Origin of the sequence: Microseira wollei NIES-4236 (genome assembly GCF_020521235.1) — a bacterium.
Classification (GTDB): domain Bacteria; phylum Cyanobacteriota; class Cyanobacteriia; order Cyanobacteriales; family Aerosakkonemataceae; genus Microseira; species Microseira wollei.
Genome location: NZ_BLAY01000042.1, coordinates 26,571 through 46,663, shown reverse-complemented (window position 1 = coordinate 46,663; position 20,093 = coordinate 26,571). Strand labels below are relative to the sequence as shown.

Genomic DNA, 20,093 nt, shown 5'->3' with positions numbered 1-20,093 from the left:
CAGCAAATGTAGGGGGCGTTAGCGGCGGAGTACGGCACCGCAACCACTGTTATAGATAAAATTAAACTTTGGCAAAGAGCGAGGAAAAATAAATTATTTAATCCCAAATATAAAATTTAAAATCGATTGACCGAATCCACAATATATGGGAAAATAAGAACAAAGCAGTTGACAGTCAGCAGTTGATAAATGATTCGCTTAATTCTGAGTTTAGTAATCAGCATTCTGCTGGTATGGGGAATGCCTGCGATCGCCCAACCTCAAACACCCCCCACAATTACAGAAGCAGAGTTGCAAGCAGGGGATGCCTTGGCACAGAAAGCCTTCGATGCAACGGAGAAAGGCGATTTTGCCACAGCAGAAACATACTGGACGCAGTTAATAGAAAAATTTCCCACGAATCCGGCGGTTTGGAGTAACAGGGGAAATTCAAGAATTAGTCAGAATAAATTGTCAGAGGCGATCGCAGACTTCAATCAATCGATAGAACTCGCCCCCAACGCCCCAGATCCTTATCTGAATCGCGGTGCGGCGTTGGAAGGATTGGGACAATTTTCAGAAGCAATTGCCGACTATAATCGCGTTTTGGAAATCAATCCCAACGATGCAATGGCATATAATAACCGGGGGAATGCAAGCGGGGGGTTAGGGAAGTGGGAGGAGGCGATAGCCGATTACCAAAAAGCAACAGAAATCGCCCCCAATTTCGCCTTTGCTAGAGCCAATTATGCCCTGGCATTGTATCAAACGGGTCAAACGCAAGAGGCGATTCGCACGTTGAAAAATATTGCCCGCAAATATAGCATGTTCCCCGATGTGCGTGCTGCTCTCACGGCTGCACTTTGGGTAGAAGGAAAGCAAGGAGAAGCAGAAAGTAACTGGGTTGCTGCTGTCGGACTCGACTCGCGTTATAAAGACCTAGATTGGGTAAAAAACATCCGCCGTTGGCCTCCTAATATGGTCGCAGCATTGGAGAAATTTCTGAAATTGCAATAGTTTGGTAATGGGTAATTGGGAATGGGTAATTGGTAATGGCAGTTATGAATTATGATTCATTGAACTAACCAGCGATCGCTATCCCTTTTAGTTATATCATGTCCGGTGGATTCGTTATCATATCGTGTCCGGTTGCATCGGTTGCGTTTGGAGAGCAAAGGGGATGGGGGAGCAAAGGGGATGGGGGAGAAAAAACGCTTTTTCGCACAATCAACTATACACAACTGATCTCTCGCGGACATGATATAACGAGGCGATGCCAAAGTCAATCAGTTTTACCTGCTTCGTTTCTGGGTTAATCAGAATATTACTGGGTTTAATATCTTTGTGAATGATTCGCTCTGCATAAAGTCCTGACAAAATTTTAGCAATCTGGAGCGCTATAGGCAGAAATTCATCAACCGATAAGCTATTCTCTGACTGTTTTGCCCCTAAATTAGCCAGATAATCTGATAATGAAACATCCCCAGAGTCTTCCATCACTAGCAAGCAACCATTGCCATATTTTTCCAAGGCTAAAGGTTTCACAATTCCTGGTATGTCCAGGTTTTTGGCAATTGCATACTGATTGGGAAATTGTACCAGTTCGTTGAATGTGGGATACTCGTTTTTAAGCAGTTTCAGGATGACGGGTTTTTGGTCGCGATCGCGCATCCCTCGATAAACTAATGTTCTTGTTCCTTAATCAATTTTCTTCAGGATGCCATATCCAGCCACAATTGCAATATTGTCTGTCATGTTTCCTTACCTACACCACTTTCAGGGCAATAGTTTTCTAGGAGCGATATTGTTTTGTCGCTTAGCCTGCACCCGTAGCAAATAAAAAACGCGCTAAAATATCTTAAATTTATACCAATATCTCAAAATAGAGATTTTGATGTTGCTGTTTTATTATATGTATAATTATCTCGCGAAATCAACAAAGTTTTATCTAGCGAGCTTTTTAACTGCGGAAAATCCGGATGCGAGAACAGATGTACTGTCTATTACCAGGGAAAAACACGGGGTAACGAGAAAATTATCCGTATTTTCCACAGGTTTTTGAGCCATCGCTGCCTATAAATCTAAATTGAGCAATCCGTAAATTCTCGCTGGCGTCAATTCCTCCACATTGCCCAAAACTATAGCAGCACCCGCTTGCTGGAGAGTGGCAGTATAGGCATCCAGGCGTAGTGGTGTTTCCAGAACGTGGGGCGGTAAAATTCCTACAGCAATCCAGGTGCGGTTGTCTTGCAAGTGACGCGCCTTTTCCACCACGTACATATCCGCCACCGTGTCTCCTACGTAAATCACCGGGCGTTGCATACTGACGGGATGATTTTGATCTTTTTGTGGGATGGGCGTCTCGCCCGTCCCTGGGTGTGGTGGGATGGGCGTCTCCCCCGTCCCTGGGTGTGGTGGGATGGGCGTCTCGCCCGTCCCTGGGTGTGGTGGGATGGGCGTCTCGCCCGTCCCTTGAATTACCGGGGCGGGCAAGATGCCCACCCCACAAGAATCATCCCTTGACTGTGCAACCCCAATCACCGCTGACCCTTCCGCAAGTTGACGCACAGTAGCAAACAAACCTGTGGGATCGGGTTTTCCCGGTGCATCTTCCATTGCAACTAACACTGGCGAGTTTAAACCGAGTCGTGATAGAACGTACATCGCTTCGTCGCGGGGTGCGCCGCTAAAAAAACCCCAGGGAATTCCCGCATTCGTGAGATGTTCTAAATAACTTGGTTGCAACAGTAACGGTTCGGAACAGATATAACCATCCCAATTTGCACCGCGATACCGGGATTGGAAAAAATCGACCATAGTGTCGTAATTGAGCGAAATATCCGTTCTTTGCCGTCCCTGCGCCTCAAAATAGCGATAAACTAGCTCTTGCGACGCTTCCCAATCATTATTCCAGATGCCTTCCGACTTGAGGCGGTCGAGGTCTTCCACCGTAGGACGATAAGCGTTATTGGTAAAATGTTCTACCGTATCTGCGATCGCTCTCCGATAAGACCCTCCCACATCGCGCACGACGCCATCAATATCAAAAACCACAATAGGGGGGACTGAGTTGGATGTTTGGGTCATGGTTGACTTCCCTGTTTTAATCAACGGGCAATAGATACGATATAATAATAAGGTTGTAGAGTTGCAAAGAAGTCTGGGATAAACCCGGAGGTGTGCTTGTCGAAGTTCATTTTAAAGGTTCTCTGGCTAGAGAAGGATGTTGCGATCGCGGTTGACCAAGTAGTAGGGAAAGGTACCAGTCCTTTGACTAAATACTTTTTCTGGCCTCGAAATGATGCTTGGGAAGAGTTAAAAAATGAGCTGGAGTCCAAGCACTGGATTTCCGATATCGACCGCGTCGAAATGCTCAATAAAGCGACCGAAGTGATTGACTACTGGCAAGAGGAAGGCAAGCGCCGTCCCATGTCAGAAGCGCAATCTAAATTCCCAGAAGTGGCATTTACCGGCAGCAACTAAGCATCGCGCCGCCACAATTTGATAGTTTTATCCTTGCTGCCACTGGCAATAATTTGTCCGTTAGGGCTAACGGCAACAGTGGAAACCGCGTCTAAATGCCCAGCAAGGGTATCAATTTCTTTGCCAGTACTAACCTGCCAAAGTTTGACAGTTTTATCCCAACTGCCGCTAATCAAAGTCTCCCCATCGGGAGAAAAAGCAACCGCCACTACAGACCAAGAGTGACCCAAAATCGTGCGGATTTCTTGCCCGGTTTTTAAGTCCCACAATTTGATTGTGTTATCACCGCTACCCGTGGCGAGAATATCCCCCTTGGGACTAAAAGCCACCGAAAATACAGGCCAAGAATGCCCCGATAAAATTTGATGCGTTAATAATTCCCAGTTTTGCCAATCCCACAACCGTACAGTTCTGTCAAAACTAGCACTAGCTAGATAGCGTCCATCAGGGCTAAAAGTTACGCAAGTCACCTGCAATTGATGTCCAGTTATAGTGCAGATGGCCTTTTTTGCCTCCAAATCCCATAATTTAATCGTTTTATCCCAACTACCGCTAGCTAAGATCCTCCCCTCGCCCCGAGGGCTGAATTTAACCGATTTAACAGGGCGGGAATGTTCGGATAAAGTACAAATTTCTTCATAAGTTTGTAAGTCCCAGAGTTTAATCATTTTATCGTCGCTACCCGAAGCGAGAATAGTTCCATCCGGACTAAAAGCAACAGATTGAACGAAATTTGTATGTCCGAACAGAGTTGCTATTGCTTCCCCCGTCTCAACATTCCACAAGCGAACTGTTTTATCATCGCTACCGCTGGCTAAAATTTGGTTATCGGGACTGATAGCAACAGAATTCACCCCCGAAAATAAACCCCCATGTCCGGTGAGAGTTTGCAGACATGGGGAATTTGAGATGTGAGACTTGAGATTTAAGATTTGGGATTTTTTTCCCATTATTCTCATGACTTCATCTGCCGATTGAAAGCGTTGCTTGGGGTCATTTTGCAGGAGTTTATCTAGGAGGTGGGAGAAGCGATCGCTTATTTTTTCCTGCAAGTACTCTCTCCATATCCCAGGAGATAAATTAAATGGAGAAACCCCAGTCAACAGATAAACACAACTCACACCCAAACTATAAAGATCGCTGGCAAAAACCGCCTTCCCCCCCAATTGTTCTGGCGCAACATATTCCGCACTCCCCATACTGTTTCCAAAACCGACCAATACAAACAGCCCCACCTTATCGTTCCCAGGCGGTAAGCCCGGAGAACGAATTCCCCAAGGCGGAGCCTTGTTTTCAACTCGAATAATATTTGCTGGTTTAATATCCCCATGAATAACATCACGCTCGTGAATAAACTTCAAAACAGGTAACAGATTATTCAACAAATCCCAAACTTGCGACTCATTAAAAACGCCTTCTAACTCGATTACCTTAGCCAAATTCATCCCATCAATTAACTCTTGCACCCAATAAAAAAATCCATCTGACTCAAAAAAATCTAACAGCGCCGGGATTTGCGGATGCTTCCCCAATTCTTTCAGTTTCCCTGCTTCCCGTTCCAATATTGTTATAGTTTTTTCTTGATTTTGAATCCAAAACTCTTTAACCACACAACTTAAAGCCGGGGATTGAAATTCATCCACAGCCAGGAAAGTTTTGCTAAATCCCCCTTGAGCAATTAATTCAATGATGCGGTAACGATGTAGTAATAACATTGAGATGAGCTAAATCAATAGCCAGCAACTTAAAGTCATTAAAAACGAGTTTTTGTTCGATGTAATCCTTCAAAGCTAAATTTAAAGTTAGTTTACCTCTACTTTGCTTTATCGCCATTTCCCAAACACTAGCCGTACTGATCAGCTTCTCGTTATTCTCATCTTCAATTAAATTCCGAACAATATTACTAAGTTTTGCATCGCCGGCAAAAAACCAAATCAAAGTATGGGTGTCTAGCATTAGTCTCATTACATATAATCCTTAAAGTCCTCTAAAGGTTCGTCAAAGTCGTCAGATATTGCAATCAAACCTTTATCGATACCAAAGAGAGATGAACGTCCTCGTTCAGGCGACAACATCGGGACGAGTTTAACAATGGGCTGATTATCTTTAGTAATGATAACTTCTTCACCACGACTTGCCTCGTCTATTAATTGAGGCATGTGCATGAGGGCTTCAGAAATATCGATTTGGGTCATCGTTTCTACCTCATCATTTCTTATAATATAACGCTTGTAGGTTGGGTTGAGGAACGAAACCCAACCAATAGGTCTTGAGTCGTTGGGTTTCGCTTTCGCTCAACCCAACCTACACATAGATCTTAGAAGCAAAGAAACCAGGTTTATACAAACAAAAGCAAAATCGGACACCCTTAAGGGTGTCGCTATACAAACTAAGGCTGCGGAGGCAGCCTGTAAAAATTTTAGCCCGCGCAGGCGGGCTTTGTGTCTGTAGCCACATGCTTTAGCATGTGGGCGTTGCAGAACATTAGCGAAGGTATTGTTCAAACAAACCCAGTTTCTGTCACTATTATTGACGACTTGATGGAGGTTGACCATTTGGTTTAGGTCGAATCTCAACCGGAATTACCGGAGGTTTATCCAGGGAAGGAACTGTTGAGTCACTACCCGATACTTTTGGCACTTCCGGCGGCGTCCCATTATGGGATTTTTCAGATTGATTCCACAACAGCATAGTTAACAAACCATCCACCAAACCTTGACCGCCATTGCTACCGTTAACCAACACATCCGGGATGAGACGCACCTGGCGATCGCCTACAATTTGCATCAACTGCATCGAAGTGTAACCTTGCGCCCCCAACGCTTCTACACCAGCGCGATAAGCTTCCGCCTTCGCATTACCCGTAGCGCGAATAGCATCCGCTTCCGCAACAGCTTTAAGTTTGGTAGACTCCGCCTCACCCGTCGCTTGCTTAATGTTGGCATTCGCTTTCTGTTCGGCGATACTCACATTTTGCTCAGCTTTGACCATTTCTTGCTGAATATCCGCCAGCGCCGTTTCCCGCACCAGTAGCTGGCGTTGCTGTTGCGCCATCTGCTGCACTTCGTAAGTTTTGCGCTGTTCTTCTGCTAGTTTGCGTTCCGTTAGCGTGTGCATTAATTCCGGCGGCGGTATAATTAAACCAATCAAAGTATCCACCGCTTGTACATCATAAGAACGCAACGCCGATTTTACATATTCTGCCGCTTCTGCTTGTCGTTCGCTGCGGGCAGTTAAGAAATCCAGGATAGTATATTCCTGTGCAGAATTGCGGAAATAATTCCCCACAATTGGACGCAAAACTTGATCTACAACATTTTGCATCGAACCCAAGCGGGAAATCACCTTTGGCGCATCCATCGAACCGATGTGGATGATTTGAAATACTTCCAAATCAAAGGTAAATCCATCAAATGACAGTAATTTCAACGCCACTAGATTAGTATCGTAACCGTGTCCGCCACTAATTCGCGCCGTGAAGTTCAACACAATATTAGTCGTCGGCACCAATTCGACTTTCATCACTCGCGTATTCAGCGGATGTTTGCCTGGATAAAGCGGTTCCACCCACACACCTTTGTGTCCGGTTTCGACTAAATGACCGTGGGTGAAAGCCGCACCGCTGATATCTTCCGATGCCATGCCCACGAAAGAAATTACCACGCCAACGTAGCCGATGGGAATTTCCGTCATCGCGACTTGTTCAACTTGGACAAACCAAGGATTTAAGTTCCAAGAACCAGATAATAATACCTGCTCTTGCAAACCTCGGCGTCCGCCGCCGTTGATGAATTTTTGACCGTTTTGGAAGTTATCGTGTCCGGGAATAATTGGCCCTGCAATTTCGCCTTCATCAATCGGAATGCCGTCTAAAGTGGTGACAATTCCCACTCTATCTGGTGAGATGCTATGAATGTGCAGATGTTCCGGCCTCATGCCATGCTGGTTAGCATTCGCTGCTGTAATTACCTTGAACAAAGCGGTATTGATGCGGTAAGTTCCAGCGGTGATAATACCCAATTGTCGCCCTTTTTCCCCGCCATTGGTGAGGAATTTACGCGCATCTTGAAAATTGTCGCAATCTACTACTTTGGCTAAAATCCGTTCCAGGGGAATCGAAGCACCATCGGCGGCGACAATTAAGGCAATTTCCCCTTGGGGTATGACAGTTACCGATTCTTTACGCACGGCATACTGCCAAGGCCAATAGCCCCAATGCCATCCCGGTGCCAGGGTATCCCCTTGATAGCCAGCTTCCCCATTTAAAGCAATTAAACGCCCTGGAGGCAGTCCGCGACCGGAAAGGGCAAATTTCTTTACAACTATACCGACTTCCCGTTCGCTAATCACTACAAGTCCGCCAAAAAATAGCGGCACAAATATGACAATACCGCCGACTACAACAATCGGGATCAGCGCCCAAGGTTCCAGCACTTGCATCGTCTGAATTTGAGTGTTGTTTGTTACTAAGGGTAGTGTTGCCGGTTGTACCTGCTGGGCGACGATTTGTTTTTCGGGTATCTGATACTCGTTGCGGGATGCAGCATTGGCAGGGGTGAACGAAGTGACTGCCATTGAAGCGAATACCGAAGCTGCCAGTCCCAGCAGTTTACGGGTTTTTTTGAAACTTTTCATAAAAAATTCATCCCCCAAAGGGAGCAATGTGTATCTACACTAGCAATTCACTTTGGAGATGACCGGGTTCGTAAACTTTCTTTGAGTTACAGAATTTTTTAATAATTAGTCGGTAGTGCGCGCTTTCACCAGCAACCGAGTTTGTTGTCAAAATTGTCGCTTTGAAGCTAGAAATTGGGTCAAAAACCAGATTTTTGGCACAGATGCGATCGCTCTTTAATCTAATATCTTTTCCGAGCGGAAAGTTTGTGTATTGTAGGGGCGGGTTTTACCATAAATGTTTGAAGGTTAACCAAGGGTTAAATAAACCCGCCTCGGCTGACCCTAGCAATGCTATCGGAGATAATATAATCTGATATGATGTTCGGTCAATTACCCATAATTAACAGCCGGGACACGGCACGATAAATGTTATCTGTTTGTCCGAGATCTCTATGATGCCGTGTCCCTACGCAACGCCTCTGTGAGGTTTTTATATTATGGGCGGAGCGATCGCTTTCCCCATGCAAAAAAAAGTAGAGATGCGATTAACCGCATCTCCACTCGTACAAATCCAAATTGGATAAGTTTTAAACCTGAACCATGCCGCCAGCGGCTTGAAACCGGGCGCGAGCGCGTTTCATAGCTTGCGTTGCCTGAATTTGCTCTTGACGGTTACCGCTAGCCTGCATCTGGTTATAGCGTTCTTGTGCTTGAGTATATTCAGCACGAGCCGCATCCAGATTAATCTTATCGCTGCGTTCAGCACCGTTGACCAAAATGGTCACTTCGTTACTTTCCACTTCTGCAAATCCGCCCATTAAGGCAATAGGAAACCAATCCTTACCTGTGCGGACGCGCATCACACCGATATCCAAAGCAGTCAACAAAGGTGCGTGACCGCTGAGGATACCGAGTTGCCCTGTCGTACTGGGCAGAATAATTTCCTCCGCACTCGAATCCCAGACAGTTTTGTCTGGAGCAATTACGCGAACTGTTAAAGTCATTGCAATTATTGTCCTTTGCTAATTGCTAATGGCTAATTGCTAATTGTTTAAGAGCTATTAGCTATTAGCCATTAGCTACGCCTCTATTACTTAGCTTTCAGCTTTTCGGCTTTAGCCAGCGCTTCGTCGATGCTGCCGACCATGTAGAAAGCTTGCTCTGGCAGTTCGTCCAATTCGCCGGACAGAATCTGCTTAAAGCCTTTAATCGTATCGTCCAGCTTCACGTACTTGCCGGGAGAACCCGTAAATACTTCTGCCACAAAGAACGGCTGAGACAAGAAGCGCTCGATCTTGCGCGCGCGAGCTACGATTAGACGGTCGTCTTCCGACAATTCATCCAAACCGAGAATCGCGATAATATCTTGCAGTTCCTTATAACGTTGCAGCGTTGCTTGGACGGCGCGCGCGGTGCTGTAGTGGTCGTCGCCGACGATATCGGGTTGCAACATCGTGGACGTAGAATCTAACGGGTCAACTGCGGGATAAATTCCTTTAGCTGCCAAACCGCGAGACAACACCGTGGTTCCATCTAAGTGAGCAAACGTAGTTGCCGGTGCGGGGTCGGTCAAGTCGTCCGCAGGTACGTAAACCGCTTGAATCGAAGTAATCGAACCTTCGGTTGTGGAGGTGATGCGCTCTTGCAATGCACCCACATCGGTTGCCAAAGTTGGCTGATATCCTACCGCAGAAGGCATCCGACCGAGTAGTGCGGATACTTCCGAACCTGCTTGTACGAAGCGGAAGATATTATCGATGAACAACAGCACGTCTTGCTTACTGACATCGCGGAAGTATTCTGCCATTGTCAGCGCTGACAGACCGACGCGCATTCTAGCTCCTGGTGGTTCGTTCATCTGACCGTAAACTAGAGCGATTTTCGAGGCATTGAGGTCATCTTTATTAATAACCCCAGACTCGATCATTTCATTGTAGAGGTCGTTTCCTTCGCGAGTGCGTTCGCCCACACCGCCGAATACAGACACACCACCGTGTTGGGTAGCGATGTTGTTGATCAGTTCCATCATAATGACGGTCTTGCCAACGCCTGCACCACCAAACAGACCGATTTTGCCACCGCGCCGGTAGGGAGTCAGCAAATCGATAACTTTAATACCAGTTTCAAAAACGGAAGGCTTGGTTTCCAGGTCGGTCAGTTTGGGCGCTGGACGGTGGATGGGGAAGGTTTCAGTAACGTTTACTGGACCCTTGTTATCTACAGGTTCGCCCAGCACGTTGAAAATGCGACCGAGAGTAACAGTACCAACTGGCACGCTGATGGGAGCGCCCATGTCTACCACTTCCATACCGCGAACTAAGCCATCCGTCGTACTCATAGCAACGCCGCGGACTTGGTTATCGCCCAGCAGTTGTTGCACTTCGCAGGTGACGGACACGTCTTGTCCGGCTTCGTTTTTGCCTTCGATCTTCAAAGCGTTGTAGATTTGGGGCATTTTGCCGGTGGCAAACTCTACGTCTACCACGGGGCCGATGATTTGGGTAATACGCCCGATGTTCTTGTCTGTGGTGGCTACCATGCTGTGCCTATGTGTCAGATACGGGGAACAGTCTTAACATTTAGCAATGCTAATTTTTAGAGTACCACTGAAGGGGTACGATGTTTGGCTGCGGGCGATATGCATACCCTAGCTGGCGCGAACGCATCAGCGACACCCTCTGGCGGATACCATCCTATCCGGCAAAAAAACGCCACAGCCCAAACCTTGTCTGATGTGTCGCGAAACAGCGAAGTCTTTTGGCTGACGCAAGGGCGTTCGTATCACCAAAGTTTCTGGCTGCGTTCGCGCAAGCTAGGGTATGCATATCTCTAGTTTCCAACCGACGATTTTTCATAGAAACTTTGGTGTTTGCGTAGAGACGCCCAAAAAAATCACTGCCTTGTCTCCTGGGAGACACGGCAGTCAAAAATTTGGTTACAGCGGATGGCTTTTCGTGTGAGGGAAAGCCTTATGGCGCAAGGCAAGTATAGCGGCAGCAAAAATGGCAGCCGCTATACAAACGAAGGTGTACCATCACCGTCTGCAATCTGCTATATGCTAACAGCTAAGGTTATTTTTCATAGGGCGAGTTGTTGACGGTGTAAGCGATATGCATACCCTAGCTGGCGCGATCGCATCACAGCGAGGAAGCTTACCTCGGCACGGCTCGCATTTTTTTGGCTTGACGAAATTGCTGTTAGGACCATAGTCTTTGCTTTTACCTTAGCAGCGATTAAACATTCGCTTTCTGTTGTTGAAAGCGCTTCAGTGCAGAACCCGCACCCATCGCACCGAAAGCCAATAGACCCAATACAGAAGCAGGTTCTGGAACTCGGCTAATCAGGATCGACTGCCCGTTACGAAGGCTGGGTGAATTGTAAGACCATTGCAGATTTTGACCGTTTAAATTGCCATTGGTGTTGCGAATACCAACCGTTGCCTCGCCGCCAAAAGATCTGAAATCTCCAGAGTCAACGTCCTGGTAGGAGAACAAAATGTTGTTGCTCCCCTCAAACAGAACCGCCTGGAAGGTCATAAAGCTGGGCGAGTTGAAGTATCCCCCGACGTTATTCCATTGGGTGATAAAGCGACGGTTACCCGCCGTACCCACTGTTTGGTAATAATAAACTGCGTCTGTGCCGGGTTGGAAAGTTTGCAAGTCGTCCCAAAAAGGCGCGATACTTGGCAGGTTTGGGAACACACTTCCAGTAAAGCTAGTGTTAACCCAATCAAAGTTGCTGCTTCCGAACGTCATCAGCCCGTTTGGGCTAAAGAACACGCTGTTATAGTCTGTGCCGTAGAAGTTGAAGTTAAAGCCCAAGTTCGCCGAGCTTGTAGCGTCGTCAACACCTGATAGAACTCGACTACCTGTCCCCGAAATGTTTTCAAAGGTGTATGGTACTTCGTCAGTTGCCCTGTAACCGTAACTATCTGGCCCAATGGTAATTGCTTCTGCTTTTTCGATGCCAACAGTTCCCAGCGCAATAAATGCCGCTCCGACGGTAGCCATCGATAACTTTTGTAGAACAGTTGAAATTGCCATGAAATTCATTCCTTCAAACAGCTAAATGTTGACATTGAAAGTGAAACTAGAGTCGATAAGCGTCCCGTGGTTGAGTCTTTATTTAATACGACACCAGAGCGAGCGCTTGTATATTTGTAGATGCTCACAACCCGCTTGATCGAGGAGATTATTTATTTAGTTAATCCCTCATTTTTGAGCATTGAGAAATTTTCATTTTAATACCAACCTTTTGTCAGTATTAAATTCTCCCCAGTTGTCAAAATTTTAGGTTACTTATGACTCGGTTCAATTTTATGACAATACAAAATTACCGTGATTACCCGATCCCAAGCAATCCTTTCAGTTAATCTTCATCAAAACAATATACATTCCGCCAATTTTGTGAAGATTCGGTTAAACAAATTCACTCAGGCAACCGTTGATTTGCTTAAGTGATATTTCCCCCGATGCACCCCTATAAAACGATTCAATTTCCCTATTTTTATCTATAAAAAACCAAAATTTTCAGAGTTATTACTGAGGTATTTTTAATTCTGTGCGTGCATATGCTTTTGCCGACACCGTACAAATAAGTAGTTAAGGAGAAAAAAAGTAATGTTGTATACGTATGTTTACGTAAGATAACTGAGTCGGCGCTTGGGGAGCGATAGGCAAGGGCGGGCACGCACTCGCGATATGCACACCCGACGCACTCGCGTTCGCGTCCCCCGACCGCTCTGCTGACGAAAATGGGATATGCATACCCTAGCTGGCGCGAACGCATCAGCGACACCCTCTGGCGCATACCATCCTATACGGCAAAAAAACGCCACAGCCCAAACCTTGTCTGATGTGTCGCGAAACAGCGAAGTCTTTTGGCTGAAAACTATTGCGATCCGGAGACGCCCAAAAAAATAACTCAGGACTTAGGCAAGGGCGTTCGTATCACCAAAGTTTCTGGCTGCTTACTCTAGTTTCCCACCGATGATTTTTCATAGAAACTTTGGTGTTTGCGTAGAGACGCCCAAAAAAATCACTGCCTTGTCTCCTGGGAGACACGGCAGTCAAAAATTTGGTTACAGCGGATTGCTTTTCGTGTGAGGGAAAGCCTTATGGCGCAAGGCAAGTATAGCGGCAGCAAAAATGGCAGCCGCTATACAAACGAAGGTGTACCATCACCGTCTGCAATCTGCTATATGCTAACAGCTAAGGTTATTTTTCATAGGGCGAGTTGTTGGCGGTGTAAGCGATATGCCTTTGGCACGCTGCGCGAACGCATCACAGCGAGAAAGCTTACCTCGGCACGGCTCGCATTTTTTTGGCTTGACGAAATTGCTGTTAGGACCATAGTCTTTGCTTTTACCTTAGCAGCGATTAACCATTCGCTTTCTGTTGTTGAAAGCGCTTCAGTGCCGACCCCGCACCCATCGCACCAACTGCCAATAGACCCTATACAGAAGCAGGTTCTGGAACAGAAGTAGGTTCGGGTATGTCCACAGTTGCCTCAGACCGGGACGGAGTCAAGCTAACTGGTTGAAACACAGAGGTTCCAGACTGCCCGTTAGATAGCGTCGCTGTGAATTTTGCCCCCGCAAGGCCAAAATCTATACCAGGGTCAAACGGGTCAAGGCCAAAAAACGACGGCCCTACCCCATCGGTGTCTATGCCAAAACGTAAGAATTCACCCGCAACGAACGCCCCGTCTGCCAAGGTTACAGTCAGCATTTTGTTGGAATTGCTCAGAACGCTAGAAAGAATGTCGCTAGCTGCTACACCGCTAGATGAAACTAGCTCAAACGGAAAGCCAATGCCTCCAGGGGAAAACAAATCTGGAGTAATGTCAAAGAAAGCATTGGAATCGGGACTGAGGTCGATGGAAAACGATTTGATAAACGTACCAACAGACCCCTCATTGAAGGAAACGCCAAAGAAGGTGTTGCGGTTTATAGCGGTATTAACCCCTGAATCCCCACCTATTGTTTCAGCAGTAATTCTTGCGGCTTGTGCCACTTCTCCTGTTACTAGATCCATCAATGCCGCGCCAGCTAAAGTTGTCAATAGAGTTAGAGTTTTCACGAGCTTCATCGAATTCATTCCTTCAAACAGTTAAATGTTGATCGCTTCGCGCTTAGTTGACATTCCCAAATCGATATCTAGTTCGCGAAGAAAAGCGAATCCGTATTTCTTACGGTTGCTTTGTCAACGCATGTAGATGCTTAAAACTTGTTCGCTTCCCGATTAATTATTTAGTTAATCTTCCCTGACAAAACTTACGAAAATTTACCGTTCGTAACGACATAAAGTCAGTATTTAATTCCCCCCAGGCGTCAAAAATTTCGTTAATTCTTGACTCTGTTCAAATCTTTCACACTTATAACTTTGCCAGATTCACCGAACGTTCGCAAGCCTTTATTTTAATCTTTATATAAATAATATAATTTAGGGGTAACTTTGTGAAGGTTTGATTAAGTAAATTGACTAAAGCAACCCCAGGTTTCGCCCTGGTATATTTCTCGCTTTGAAAACCCTATAAGGCGATGCAGTTAGGCAATCTCTCTGGCAAAAAAAGCCTTATTTTCAGAGTTATTACTGAGGTCTTTTTAATTCTGTGCGTGCATATGTTTTTGCCGACACCGTACAAATAAGTAATTAGGGGAAAATAGAGTAAATTTTTATACGTATATTCAAGTAAGATAACTGAGTCGGAGCTTGGGGAGCGATAGGCAAGGGCGGGCACGCACTCGCGATCTGCTCACGAAAATGCGATCGGCAATCTTCCCTAGCATCCCAGCTGGCAAAAAACAGCCGTGTCTCCACAGGAAAACACGGCGATCGTATCTGCGTTGCTGTTGGCGTAAAAGTAGGGAACATCAATCAGCTTAGCTGCTAACTCCAAGGTTTTCGGCCGCCGTGCCCCTACTGCGTTGCTGTTGGCGTAAAACCAGGGAAGTAGGGAACATCAATCAGCTTTGCTGCTAACTCCAAAGTTTTCGGCCGCCGTGCCCCTACTATCTGCGTTGCTGTTGGCGTCAAACCAGGGAAGTAGGGAACATCAATCAGCTTAGCTGCTAACTCCAAGGTTTTCGGCCACCGTGCCCCTACTGCGTTGCTGTTTGGGTAAAACCAGCAAAGTGGCGCCCATTGCACCTAATGCGATCGCACCCAACGCAGAAGAAGGTTCCGGAATCGATACTTTCGGTTCTCCAATCGATACATCACTTGGAATAACCTCCTGAATGCTTCCAAAGGTCATGTTATCGAAGGCAAAAAAGTCGCCTTCTGCAGTAGACATGTCAAATAACACGCTGGTGAAGTATTCATCTGGGTTGTTGGCAATTATCCCAAAGTAAAGCACCGAACCATCAGTACTCCCAGAGCTACCAATCGTTTTGGGGATAGTCACTTGTCGAGTGCTGTCGCCTATAAGATTGAGGACGAGTTGACCCCCAAAATCGCCAATGTCTATGCCGTAGAAGCCGAAAGCCGCTACTCTTTGATTGAAAGTAATAACTCAAGTTGCTAGTTATCTCAAACCTGGAGCTAATGGCTAGTGTTAGGAAAAATGCTGTATTAGCAATTAGCAATTAGCAATTAGCAAGTTTATACAGCAAGATCAGGACTTACGCACGAAGATCCTATCACCACAGTTTCTACGTAGATCTCTAGTTGCCAAACCAACGATTTTTCATAGAAACCCGGAATATGTGCCCAGGTCCCGACGATCTTCAACCTTAAACCAACCTATCTGTGTTGCTGTGCTACTACCCCGTGGTGTACACAACTGAAAATCCCAGTAGGTGAGCGAATCCCTCATGACGCCCAGTCTACTGGTGGCGCTGCGGTTTGCGCTTGAGTCTGTTGGCGACACCGATGGCGGCAAACGCCAATAAACCCAAAACCGAAACAGGTTCGGGGACTTGCTTGACCTCAACCTCATCTAGGCGAAAGTAAGCTGCACCGCGTCCGAAGGGACTTTTGGTGGGAACGATGCGGAGCGAGTACTGTCCCGGTGCGAGATTGAACGCACCTTTACTAACCAAGGGATCTGCGAAGCAGGTATCGGGGTTGTCCCCGCAGTAGCCCCCCGTAGAGGGGGTGGAAGTTGCTGCGATTAAAGTACCAAAGTTGAAGATACTGAACGCATCGCCTCGGGAAAAGGCATCGGTTACTTTTAAAATAGCTCCAGCTGCTCCAACTTCAAATTCCCAAGGCGAAGCGCCTGCGAACACCGAGTTTCCCGCTGAACTTGGGGTACACTCAGGGCCAAAAAGGTCGGCTGGCTTGCAACCTCGGGCATCCTGTCCTACCTGACCAAAACTGAATTCATACCAAGATCCGCCGAAAACGATATTGCTTTGCATCCCTGGTGCGTCAGCAATAGCTAGTAGCTCTGGCTCTGGTGTCGCAGCGAATTGCGCCAAAGAAATACTTGGTTCTCCGCTCTGGGGCAGATCTAAACCTGTGCCGTTCAATGCAAATGCCTCTGCCTTGCTGGTTACTCCCAGAGCGATAAATACACCTCCAGCAGTAGCCATTAATAACTTTTTCATTACTGTTGAGATTGCCATAAAACTCATTCCTGCCTCTAAAAACTTACTACGGCTTGCGTAGCTATTGAAACTTGCTCGACTCACTTCGCTTGCCGCAGGCGTTTTGTAGCTCTGTCTCACGACCGATTGCGAAAATTTTGGGATCCGTAGATGCTAAAAACCTGTATACTCGTAAGATTACTTAGTTTGTTAATCTTGCGCTCATTTTCGAGTTCTCACTAAAAACAATTTGGCACATCTGCTGTAGTCCTGTCCCTAGTTTTAGGGCATCTTTACCAAAAAGTTTAATAAAACTGACCTTTGTGAAGGTTAAATAAAATTTTTGCACCAATAATTAAATCGTCGCTACAGGATTATACGAAAGCTCCCGCCCTAGAAAGTTTCCTTTCTGAATCGCATCTTCATTTAAAAAACACAATTCACTCGGTTTTGTAAATTTTTTGTGAATTTTTAGAAAAAAGTAATTTTGATAACATTATTATGCGCTAAGTTGGGTATAGCTCGTCTTACGTTTGAAAGCGCGGTTTGGCTGAGAACTCACACTGAGGCGATCGCCACCCATCAATGTCAGTTTTGGCACAGCGTTCCTGACTCTGAGCCGATTATTTCCGTTTCAGCCAAAGATGGTAACCTACCCCAAGGACACCAAAGGCTAACATAGCTAACGCAGAATTCCCTTCTGGAATCGCCTTGGGCGGTGATGGTGGCACAATCTTAACACTGCCAATACTTAGGTTATCGAAACCGAAAAAATCCCCCGTTTTTCCAACGTTACCAAAGATGACTTCGGTGAAAAATTCAGACGCAGTTTGGGCAATGACACCAAAATAAAGTACCGAACCATCTTGGCAGTTAACCGAGCCATCTGGGCAATTGGGGGTGCTGGGAATAGTGAGCGTCGTGACGGTGGTATCGTTTTTGAGCGTCAGGGTGAGATGACTGTTAAAATCGCCGATATCGGTAGCGTAGAAACCTAAAGCTGCCACTGGCTGTTCCAGAATAATCGAAAAATTACTAAAAGTGTCCCAATACTTTTTGCCGGAGAGCGGGTAACGTCCCGCTCCATTAGTACCCTCAGGGAAATTCCTGATGCATCCTTTTCCTTGAAGAGTTACGCTGTCTGTCTTTGAGATGTTGACAAATAGATCGTCATAGCATCCGGATCTGATATTCTCGAAGTCTTCGGTTTTTACATCCACCAGGTGAGATAGAAAGCGATCGCTCGCGCCATCCGCATTTGGACGGTTAACCAAGCGAGTATCTTTACCCAACCCCGCGTCTTGACCGAAGAAAATTTGCAAAGCCCCGACGGGAGTTGCGCCCCAAGTTGTGGCCACAACTGCGATCAATACCATCAAGGATTGAGGGAGTAATTTCTTGACAGGCTCAGAAGTAGCCATCAAAATTTCTCTCCTAAAAAACGCATGTTACCGCCGTAAAAACGCTGAAATTGAGATTTCTTGCCATAACGGCTTGTCAATATCGCTCAATCATAAGTATATCTTCATGAAGTTTTTAATCTGGTGGAACTTAAAAATCGGGATTTATATGTAAAAATTTAGCCGATGGGGCACGGCACTAGCCCATTATTCCTACGAAAGTTTACGTAAACATTACATAGACAATTTCATAGAAAATAAAAAAAACGCCAAAAGCTTTACCGGATATAGGTTTTAGACGATACTATAGCATAATGGTTTTATAAAGATTGGATAAAGCACAGACAAATTTGACATCCTCCCTACCCTACTTCGCTGAGGGTGGGGTACCCTGGGAATTGCTTCTTAGGTTTCCTGGTTCTCGGACACTTATCTAGGTCAATGACCCCCGACAGTACGTCTCCCCAGGCAATTTCTGGCACTGCAAGACCTGCAGCTACACCTCGAATCATGACAACCTGTGCAGCAGCAACATCTCGGTCAGTCGTATATCCGCACACCGGGCAATGGTGGATTCTTTGGAGTAATATCATGTCCGGTTGCATCGGTAGCGTTAGGCTAACAGGTCAGCAGGTGAACAGGTGAGCTATTGAGCAGGTGGGAGGAAAAAAACAGCTTTTCGCACAATCAACTATATACAACCGATACCTAAGGACATGATATAAATCCTTTTTGCCCGTATGAAGACCAGAGCGGGGGCACTGTTGAGATGTATAGTTAGGATCTACTTTCGTAAAGTAAACTTGCTGCTTGCAACACACCCATTGCAGGATATTAATGAACGCATCCATTGCCAGCATCTAGAGTGTGCTTTGAAAGCATCCCTTTCGCCCATGCTTTAAGATTCAAGTCTTCAACAAAAACCATTCCGGCATTTTGGGTTAAGTGATGAGCCAACTTAAAGTGAAAATCTTTCCGATTGTCATGAACTCTCTGGTGCAATCTAGCAATCTTTAATATCATGTCCAGTAGCAACGGTTGTGTAACTGCTAATAGCTAATCGCTGGCTCAATCAGGAAAAATACTAGATTAGCAATTAGCAATTAGCAATTAGCCATCCATACACTACCGATCTCTCGCGGACATGATATAAGTTGAGTTTACGCCAATTATTAGACCCTTTTTTCTTGTGACTCAGTCTGCGTTGTAGCAATTTAAGCTTACGGTGCAACTCATTAAAGAATCGAGGTAAGCGCGATTAACTCACCATCGGAAGTTGCTAAAAACTTTTGGATCCCTAAGTCAATCCCAACAGGATGACCATGAGGCGTTGCATCAGGTACTTGCACATCACACTGCAATGACAGCATGGCAAAGTACCCAGAGGCTTTCTTCACTATACGAACCTGCTTAAGCTTGAATCCGTCAGGAATTGGGCGAGACAACCGCATCTTGACCCAACCCAGTTCTGGCAGCTTGATTAAGTCTCCCTTGACGGGGTTGGTCTTAAACTCATAAGATACCTCAAGATAAAAAGCACCATTCTTAGGTAAAATGGTAAACTATTTAACTTTTGACTATTCAATATTTGAAGGCATGGGCAAGAAGAATTCAGATATCCCAAACCACCAACGAAATTGTCAGTCCCAAAGAAAATCTCAGCTTACCATCAATTAATGTCGGCTGCTGCCCGCCAGAATTGGGATAGGCTACTTTGAACAGTTTTGAGCCAGTGAGGTAGTGAGGCGGTCTTGGCTTGAAGAGCAACTTACCTTTGATGTGCAAATCCCTCAATTCCTTAAAAGATTTGAAGGCTTCTGCAACCGACATCAAAGTTTGTTGCATGGGCGTTGAAGGCAAAGATTGAGCGATTGTTGACGAAGACACCGATGGCTGATAAACTAAATCGAATTTTCCAGTCAACAACTTCCCGGTTTTAAAGAATATTTTATAGCGAAATAAACTCCGTTGTTGTAGTAGCTCTGCCTGAATGTTGACAAAGGTACAAGAGCAACGCTTGGGTTTCGGCGTCAGGGTGTAGCAAAACTTGCTGCACCCCCATAAAGCTTTTGGCTTTAGCC

Annotated in this window: 17 protein-coding genes and 3 pseudogenes; 2 read left to right on the top strand and 18 right to left on the bottom strand. The window is 45.9% G+C overall.

Annotated features, from left to right (window positions below; all coding sequences use genetic code 11):
- The first annotated feature begins 189 nt into the window (after window positions 1–189).
- Window positions 190–996 carry a tetratricopeptide repeat protein gene (locus MiSe_RS15735; protein WP_226581281.1) on the top strand — a complete coding sequence of 269 codons (807 nt, stop codon included), beginning with the start codon at window positions 190–192 and terminating at the stop codon, window positions 994–996.
- Between the two features lie 210 nt (window positions 997–1,206).
- Here MiSe_RS15735 and MiSe_RS15730 read toward each other — a convergent pair.
- Window positions 1,207–1,665: pseudogene (locus MiSe_RS15730) on the bottom strand (serine/threonine protein kinase); the annotation flags it as partial.
- Window positions 1,666–2,052: 387 nt separating this feature from the next.
- On the bottom strand, window positions 2,053–3,066 hold the full coding sequence (locus MiSe_RS53820) for a TIGR01548 family HAD-type hydrolase (RefSeq protein ID WP_226581278.1): 1,014 nt from the start codon (window positions 3,064–3,066) through the stop codon (window positions 2,053–2,055).
- A 78-nt stretch (window positions 3,067–3,144) separates the two neighbouring features.
- Between MiSe_RS53820 and MiSe_RS15720 the strand changes: the two genes are divergently transcribed.
- Window positions 3,145–3,462 (top strand): 30S ribosomal protein PSRP-3, encoded by a 318-nt coding sequence (locus tag MiSe_RS15720; protein WP_226581317.1) that lies wholly within the window; start codon window positions 3,145–3,147, stop codon window positions 3,460–3,462.
- Here the strand turns inward: MiSe_RS15720 and MiSe_RS15715 are convergent.
- From MiSe_RS15715 to MiSe_RS15640, 16 genes and pseudogenes are all read right to left on the bottom strand, one after another.
- On the bottom strand, window positions 3,459–5,177 hold the full coding sequence (locus tag MiSe_RS15715) for a serine/threonine-protein kinase (protein WP_226581270.1): 1,719 nt from the start codon (window positions 5,175–5,177) through the stop codon (window positions 3,459–3,461). The two genes, MiSe_RS15720 and MiSe_RS15715, sit on opposite strands and share 4 nt — an antisense overlap.
- Window positions 5,146–5,427 (bottom strand): type II toxin-antitoxin system VapC family toxin, encoded by a 282-nt coding sequence (locus tag MiSe_RS15710; RefSeq protein WP_226581267.1) that lies wholly within the window; start codon window positions 5,425–5,427, stop codon window positions 5,146–5,148. Before MiSe_RS15710 ends, MiSe_RS15715 begins: the two co-directional genes overlap by 32 nt.
- Window positions 5,427–5,657: a type II toxin-antitoxin system Phd/YefM family antitoxin gene (locus MiSe_RS15705; protein ID WP_226581264.1), complete on the bottom strand. Its 231-nt coding sequence runs from the start codon at window positions 5,655–5,657 to the stop codon at window positions 5,427–5,429. The genes MiSe_RS15710 and MiSe_RS15705 overlap by 1 nt, the downstream gene beginning before the upstream one ends.
- Before the next feature lie 331 nt (window positions 5,658–5,988).
- Window positions 5,989–8,097, bottom strand: coding sequence for an SPFH domain-containing protein (locus tag MiSe_RS15700; protein WP_226581261.1), 2,109 nt, complete (start codon window positions 8,095–8,097; stop codon window positions 5,989–5,991).
- 569 nt (window positions 8,098–8,666) lie between these two features.
- A complete protein-coding gene (gene atpC / locus MiSe_RS15695; RefSeq protein ID WP_226581258.1) occupies window positions 8,667–9,083 on the bottom strand; it encodes an ATP synthase F1 subunit epsilon in 417 nt (138 codons plus the stop codon).
- 86 nt (window positions 9,084–9,169) lie between these two features.
- Entirely contained in the window at window positions 9,170–10,618 is a 1,449-nt protein-coding gene (gene atpD, locus MiSe_RS15690; RefSeq protein ID WP_226581254.1) for a F0F1 ATP synthase subunit beta, read from the bottom strand.
- 539 nt (window positions 10,619–11,157) lie between these two features.
- Complete coding sequence (locus MiSe_RS50960; protein ID WP_264196509.1) at window positions 11,158–11,286, bottom strand: hypothetical protein; 129 nt, start codon at window positions 11,284–11,286, stop codon at window positions 11,158–11,160.
- Between the two features lie 26 nt (window positions 11,287–11,312).
- The gene (locus MiSe_RS15685) at window positions 11,313–12,122 is read right to left on the bottom strand and encodes an NIDO-like domain-containing protein (RefSeq protein WP_226581252.1); all 810 of its coding nucleotides are present in this window, start codon (window positions 12,120–12,122) and stop codon (window positions 11,313–11,315) included.
- Between the two features lie 1,180 nt (window positions 12,123–13,302).
- Window positions 13,303–13,431, bottom strand: coding sequence for a hypothetical protein (locus MiSe_RS50955; protein ID WP_264196508.1), 129 nt, complete (start codon window positions 13,429–13,431; stop codon window positions 13,303–13,305).
- Between the two features lie 101 nt (window positions 13,432–13,532).
- Window positions 13,533–14,168: a hypothetical protein gene (locus MiSe_RS15680; protein ID WP_226581250.1), complete on the bottom strand. Its 636-nt coding sequence runs from the start codon at window positions 14,166–14,168 to the stop codon at window positions 13,533–13,535.
- An 831-nt stretch (window positions 14,169–14,999) separates the two neighbouring features.
- Window positions 15,000–15,161, bottom strand: coding sequence for a hypothetical protein (locus tag MiSe_RS15675; protein WP_226581248.1), 162 nt, complete (start codon window positions 15,159–15,161; stop codon window positions 15,000–15,002).
- On the bottom strand, window positions 15,145–15,486 hold the full coding sequence (locus MiSe_RS15670) for a hypothetical protein (protein WP_226581246.1): 342 nt from the start codon (window positions 15,484–15,486) through the stop codon (window positions 15,145–15,147). The genes MiSe_RS15675 and MiSe_RS15670 overlap by 17 nt, the downstream gene beginning before the upstream one ends.
- Window positions 15,487–15,907: 421 nt before the next feature.
- On the bottom strand, window positions 15,908–16,651 hold the full coding sequence (locus MiSe_RS15665; protein ID WP_226581245.1) for a hypothetical protein: 744 nt from the start codon (window positions 16,649–16,651) through the stop codon (window positions 15,908–15,910).
- A 584-nt stretch (window positions 16,652–17,235) separates the two neighbouring features.
- Entirely contained in the window at window positions 17,236–18,033 is a 798-nt protein-coding gene (locus MiSe_RS15660) for a hypothetical protein (protein WP_226581243.1), read from the bottom strand.
- A gap of 605 nt (window positions 18,034–18,638) precedes the next feature.
- A pseudogene (locus tag MiSe_RS52680) lies at window positions 18,639–19,508 on the bottom strand (RNA-guided endonuclease InsQ/TnpB family protein); the annotation flags it as partial.
- Between the two features lie 69 nt (window positions 19,509–19,577).
- A pseudogene (locus MiSe_RS15640) lies at window positions 19,578–20,074 on the bottom strand (RNA-guided endonuclease TnpB family protein); the annotation flags it as partial.
- Window positions 20,075–20,093 lie beyond the last annotated feature (19 nt).

Bases quoted from the DNA above. Each gene is read 5' to 3' on its own strand.
- MiSe_RS15735 (WP_226581281.1), top strand. From the start codon at position 190: ATGATTCGCTTAATTCTGAGTTTAGTAATCAGCATTCTGCTGGTATGG.
- MiSe_RS53820 (WP_226581278.1), bottom strand. From the start codon at position 3,066: ATGACCCAAACATCCAACTCAGTCCCCCCTATTGTGGTTTTTGATATT.
- MiSe_RS15715 (WP_226581270.1), bottom strand. From the start codon at position 5,177: ATGTTATTACTACATCGTTACCGCATCATTGAATTAATTGCTCAAGGG.
- MiSe_RS15710 (WP_226581267.1), bottom strand. From the start codon at position 5,427: ATGAGACTAATGCTAGACACCCATACTTTGATTTGGTTTTTTGCCGGC.
- MiSe_RS15705 (WP_226581264.1), bottom strand. From the start codon at position 5,657: ATGACCCAAATCGATATTTCTGAAGCCCTCATGCACATGCCTCAATTA.
- MiSe_RS15700 (WP_226581261.1), bottom strand. From the start codon at position 8,097: ATGAAAAGTTTCAAAAAAACCCGTAAACTGCTGGGACTGGCAGCTTCG.
- atpC (WP_226581258.1), bottom strand. From the start codon at position 9,083: ATGACTTTAACAGTTCGCGTAATTGCTCCAGACAAAACTGTCTGGGAT.
- atpD (WP_226581254.1), bottom strand. From the start codon at position 10,618: ATGGTAGCCACCACAGACAAGAACATCGGGCGTATTACCCAAATCATC.
- MiSe_RS50960 (WP_264196509.1), bottom strand. From the start codon at position 11,286: ATGGTCCTAACAGCAATTTCGTCAAGCCAAAAAAATGCGAGCCGTGCC.
- MiSe_RS15685 (WP_226581252.1), bottom strand. From the start codon at position 12,122: ATGGCAATTTCAACTGTTCTACAAAAGTTATCGATGGCTACCGTCGGA.
- MiSe_RS50955 (WP_264196508.1), bottom strand. From the start codon at position 13,431: ATGGTCCTAACAGCAATTTCGTCAAGCCAAAAAAATGCGAGCCGTGCC.
- MiSe_RS15680 (WP_226581250.1), bottom strand. From the start codon at position 14,168: ATGAAGCTCGTGAAAACTCTAACTCTATTGACAACTTTAGCTGGCGCG.
- MiSe_RS15665 (WP_226581245.1), bottom strand. From the start codon at position 16,651: ATGGCAATCTCAACAGTAATGAAAAAGTTATTAATGGCTACTGCTGGA.
- MiSe_RS15660 (WP_226581243.1), bottom strand. From the start codon at position 18,033: ATGGCTACTTCTGAGCCTGTCAAGAAATTACTCCCTCAATCCTTGATG.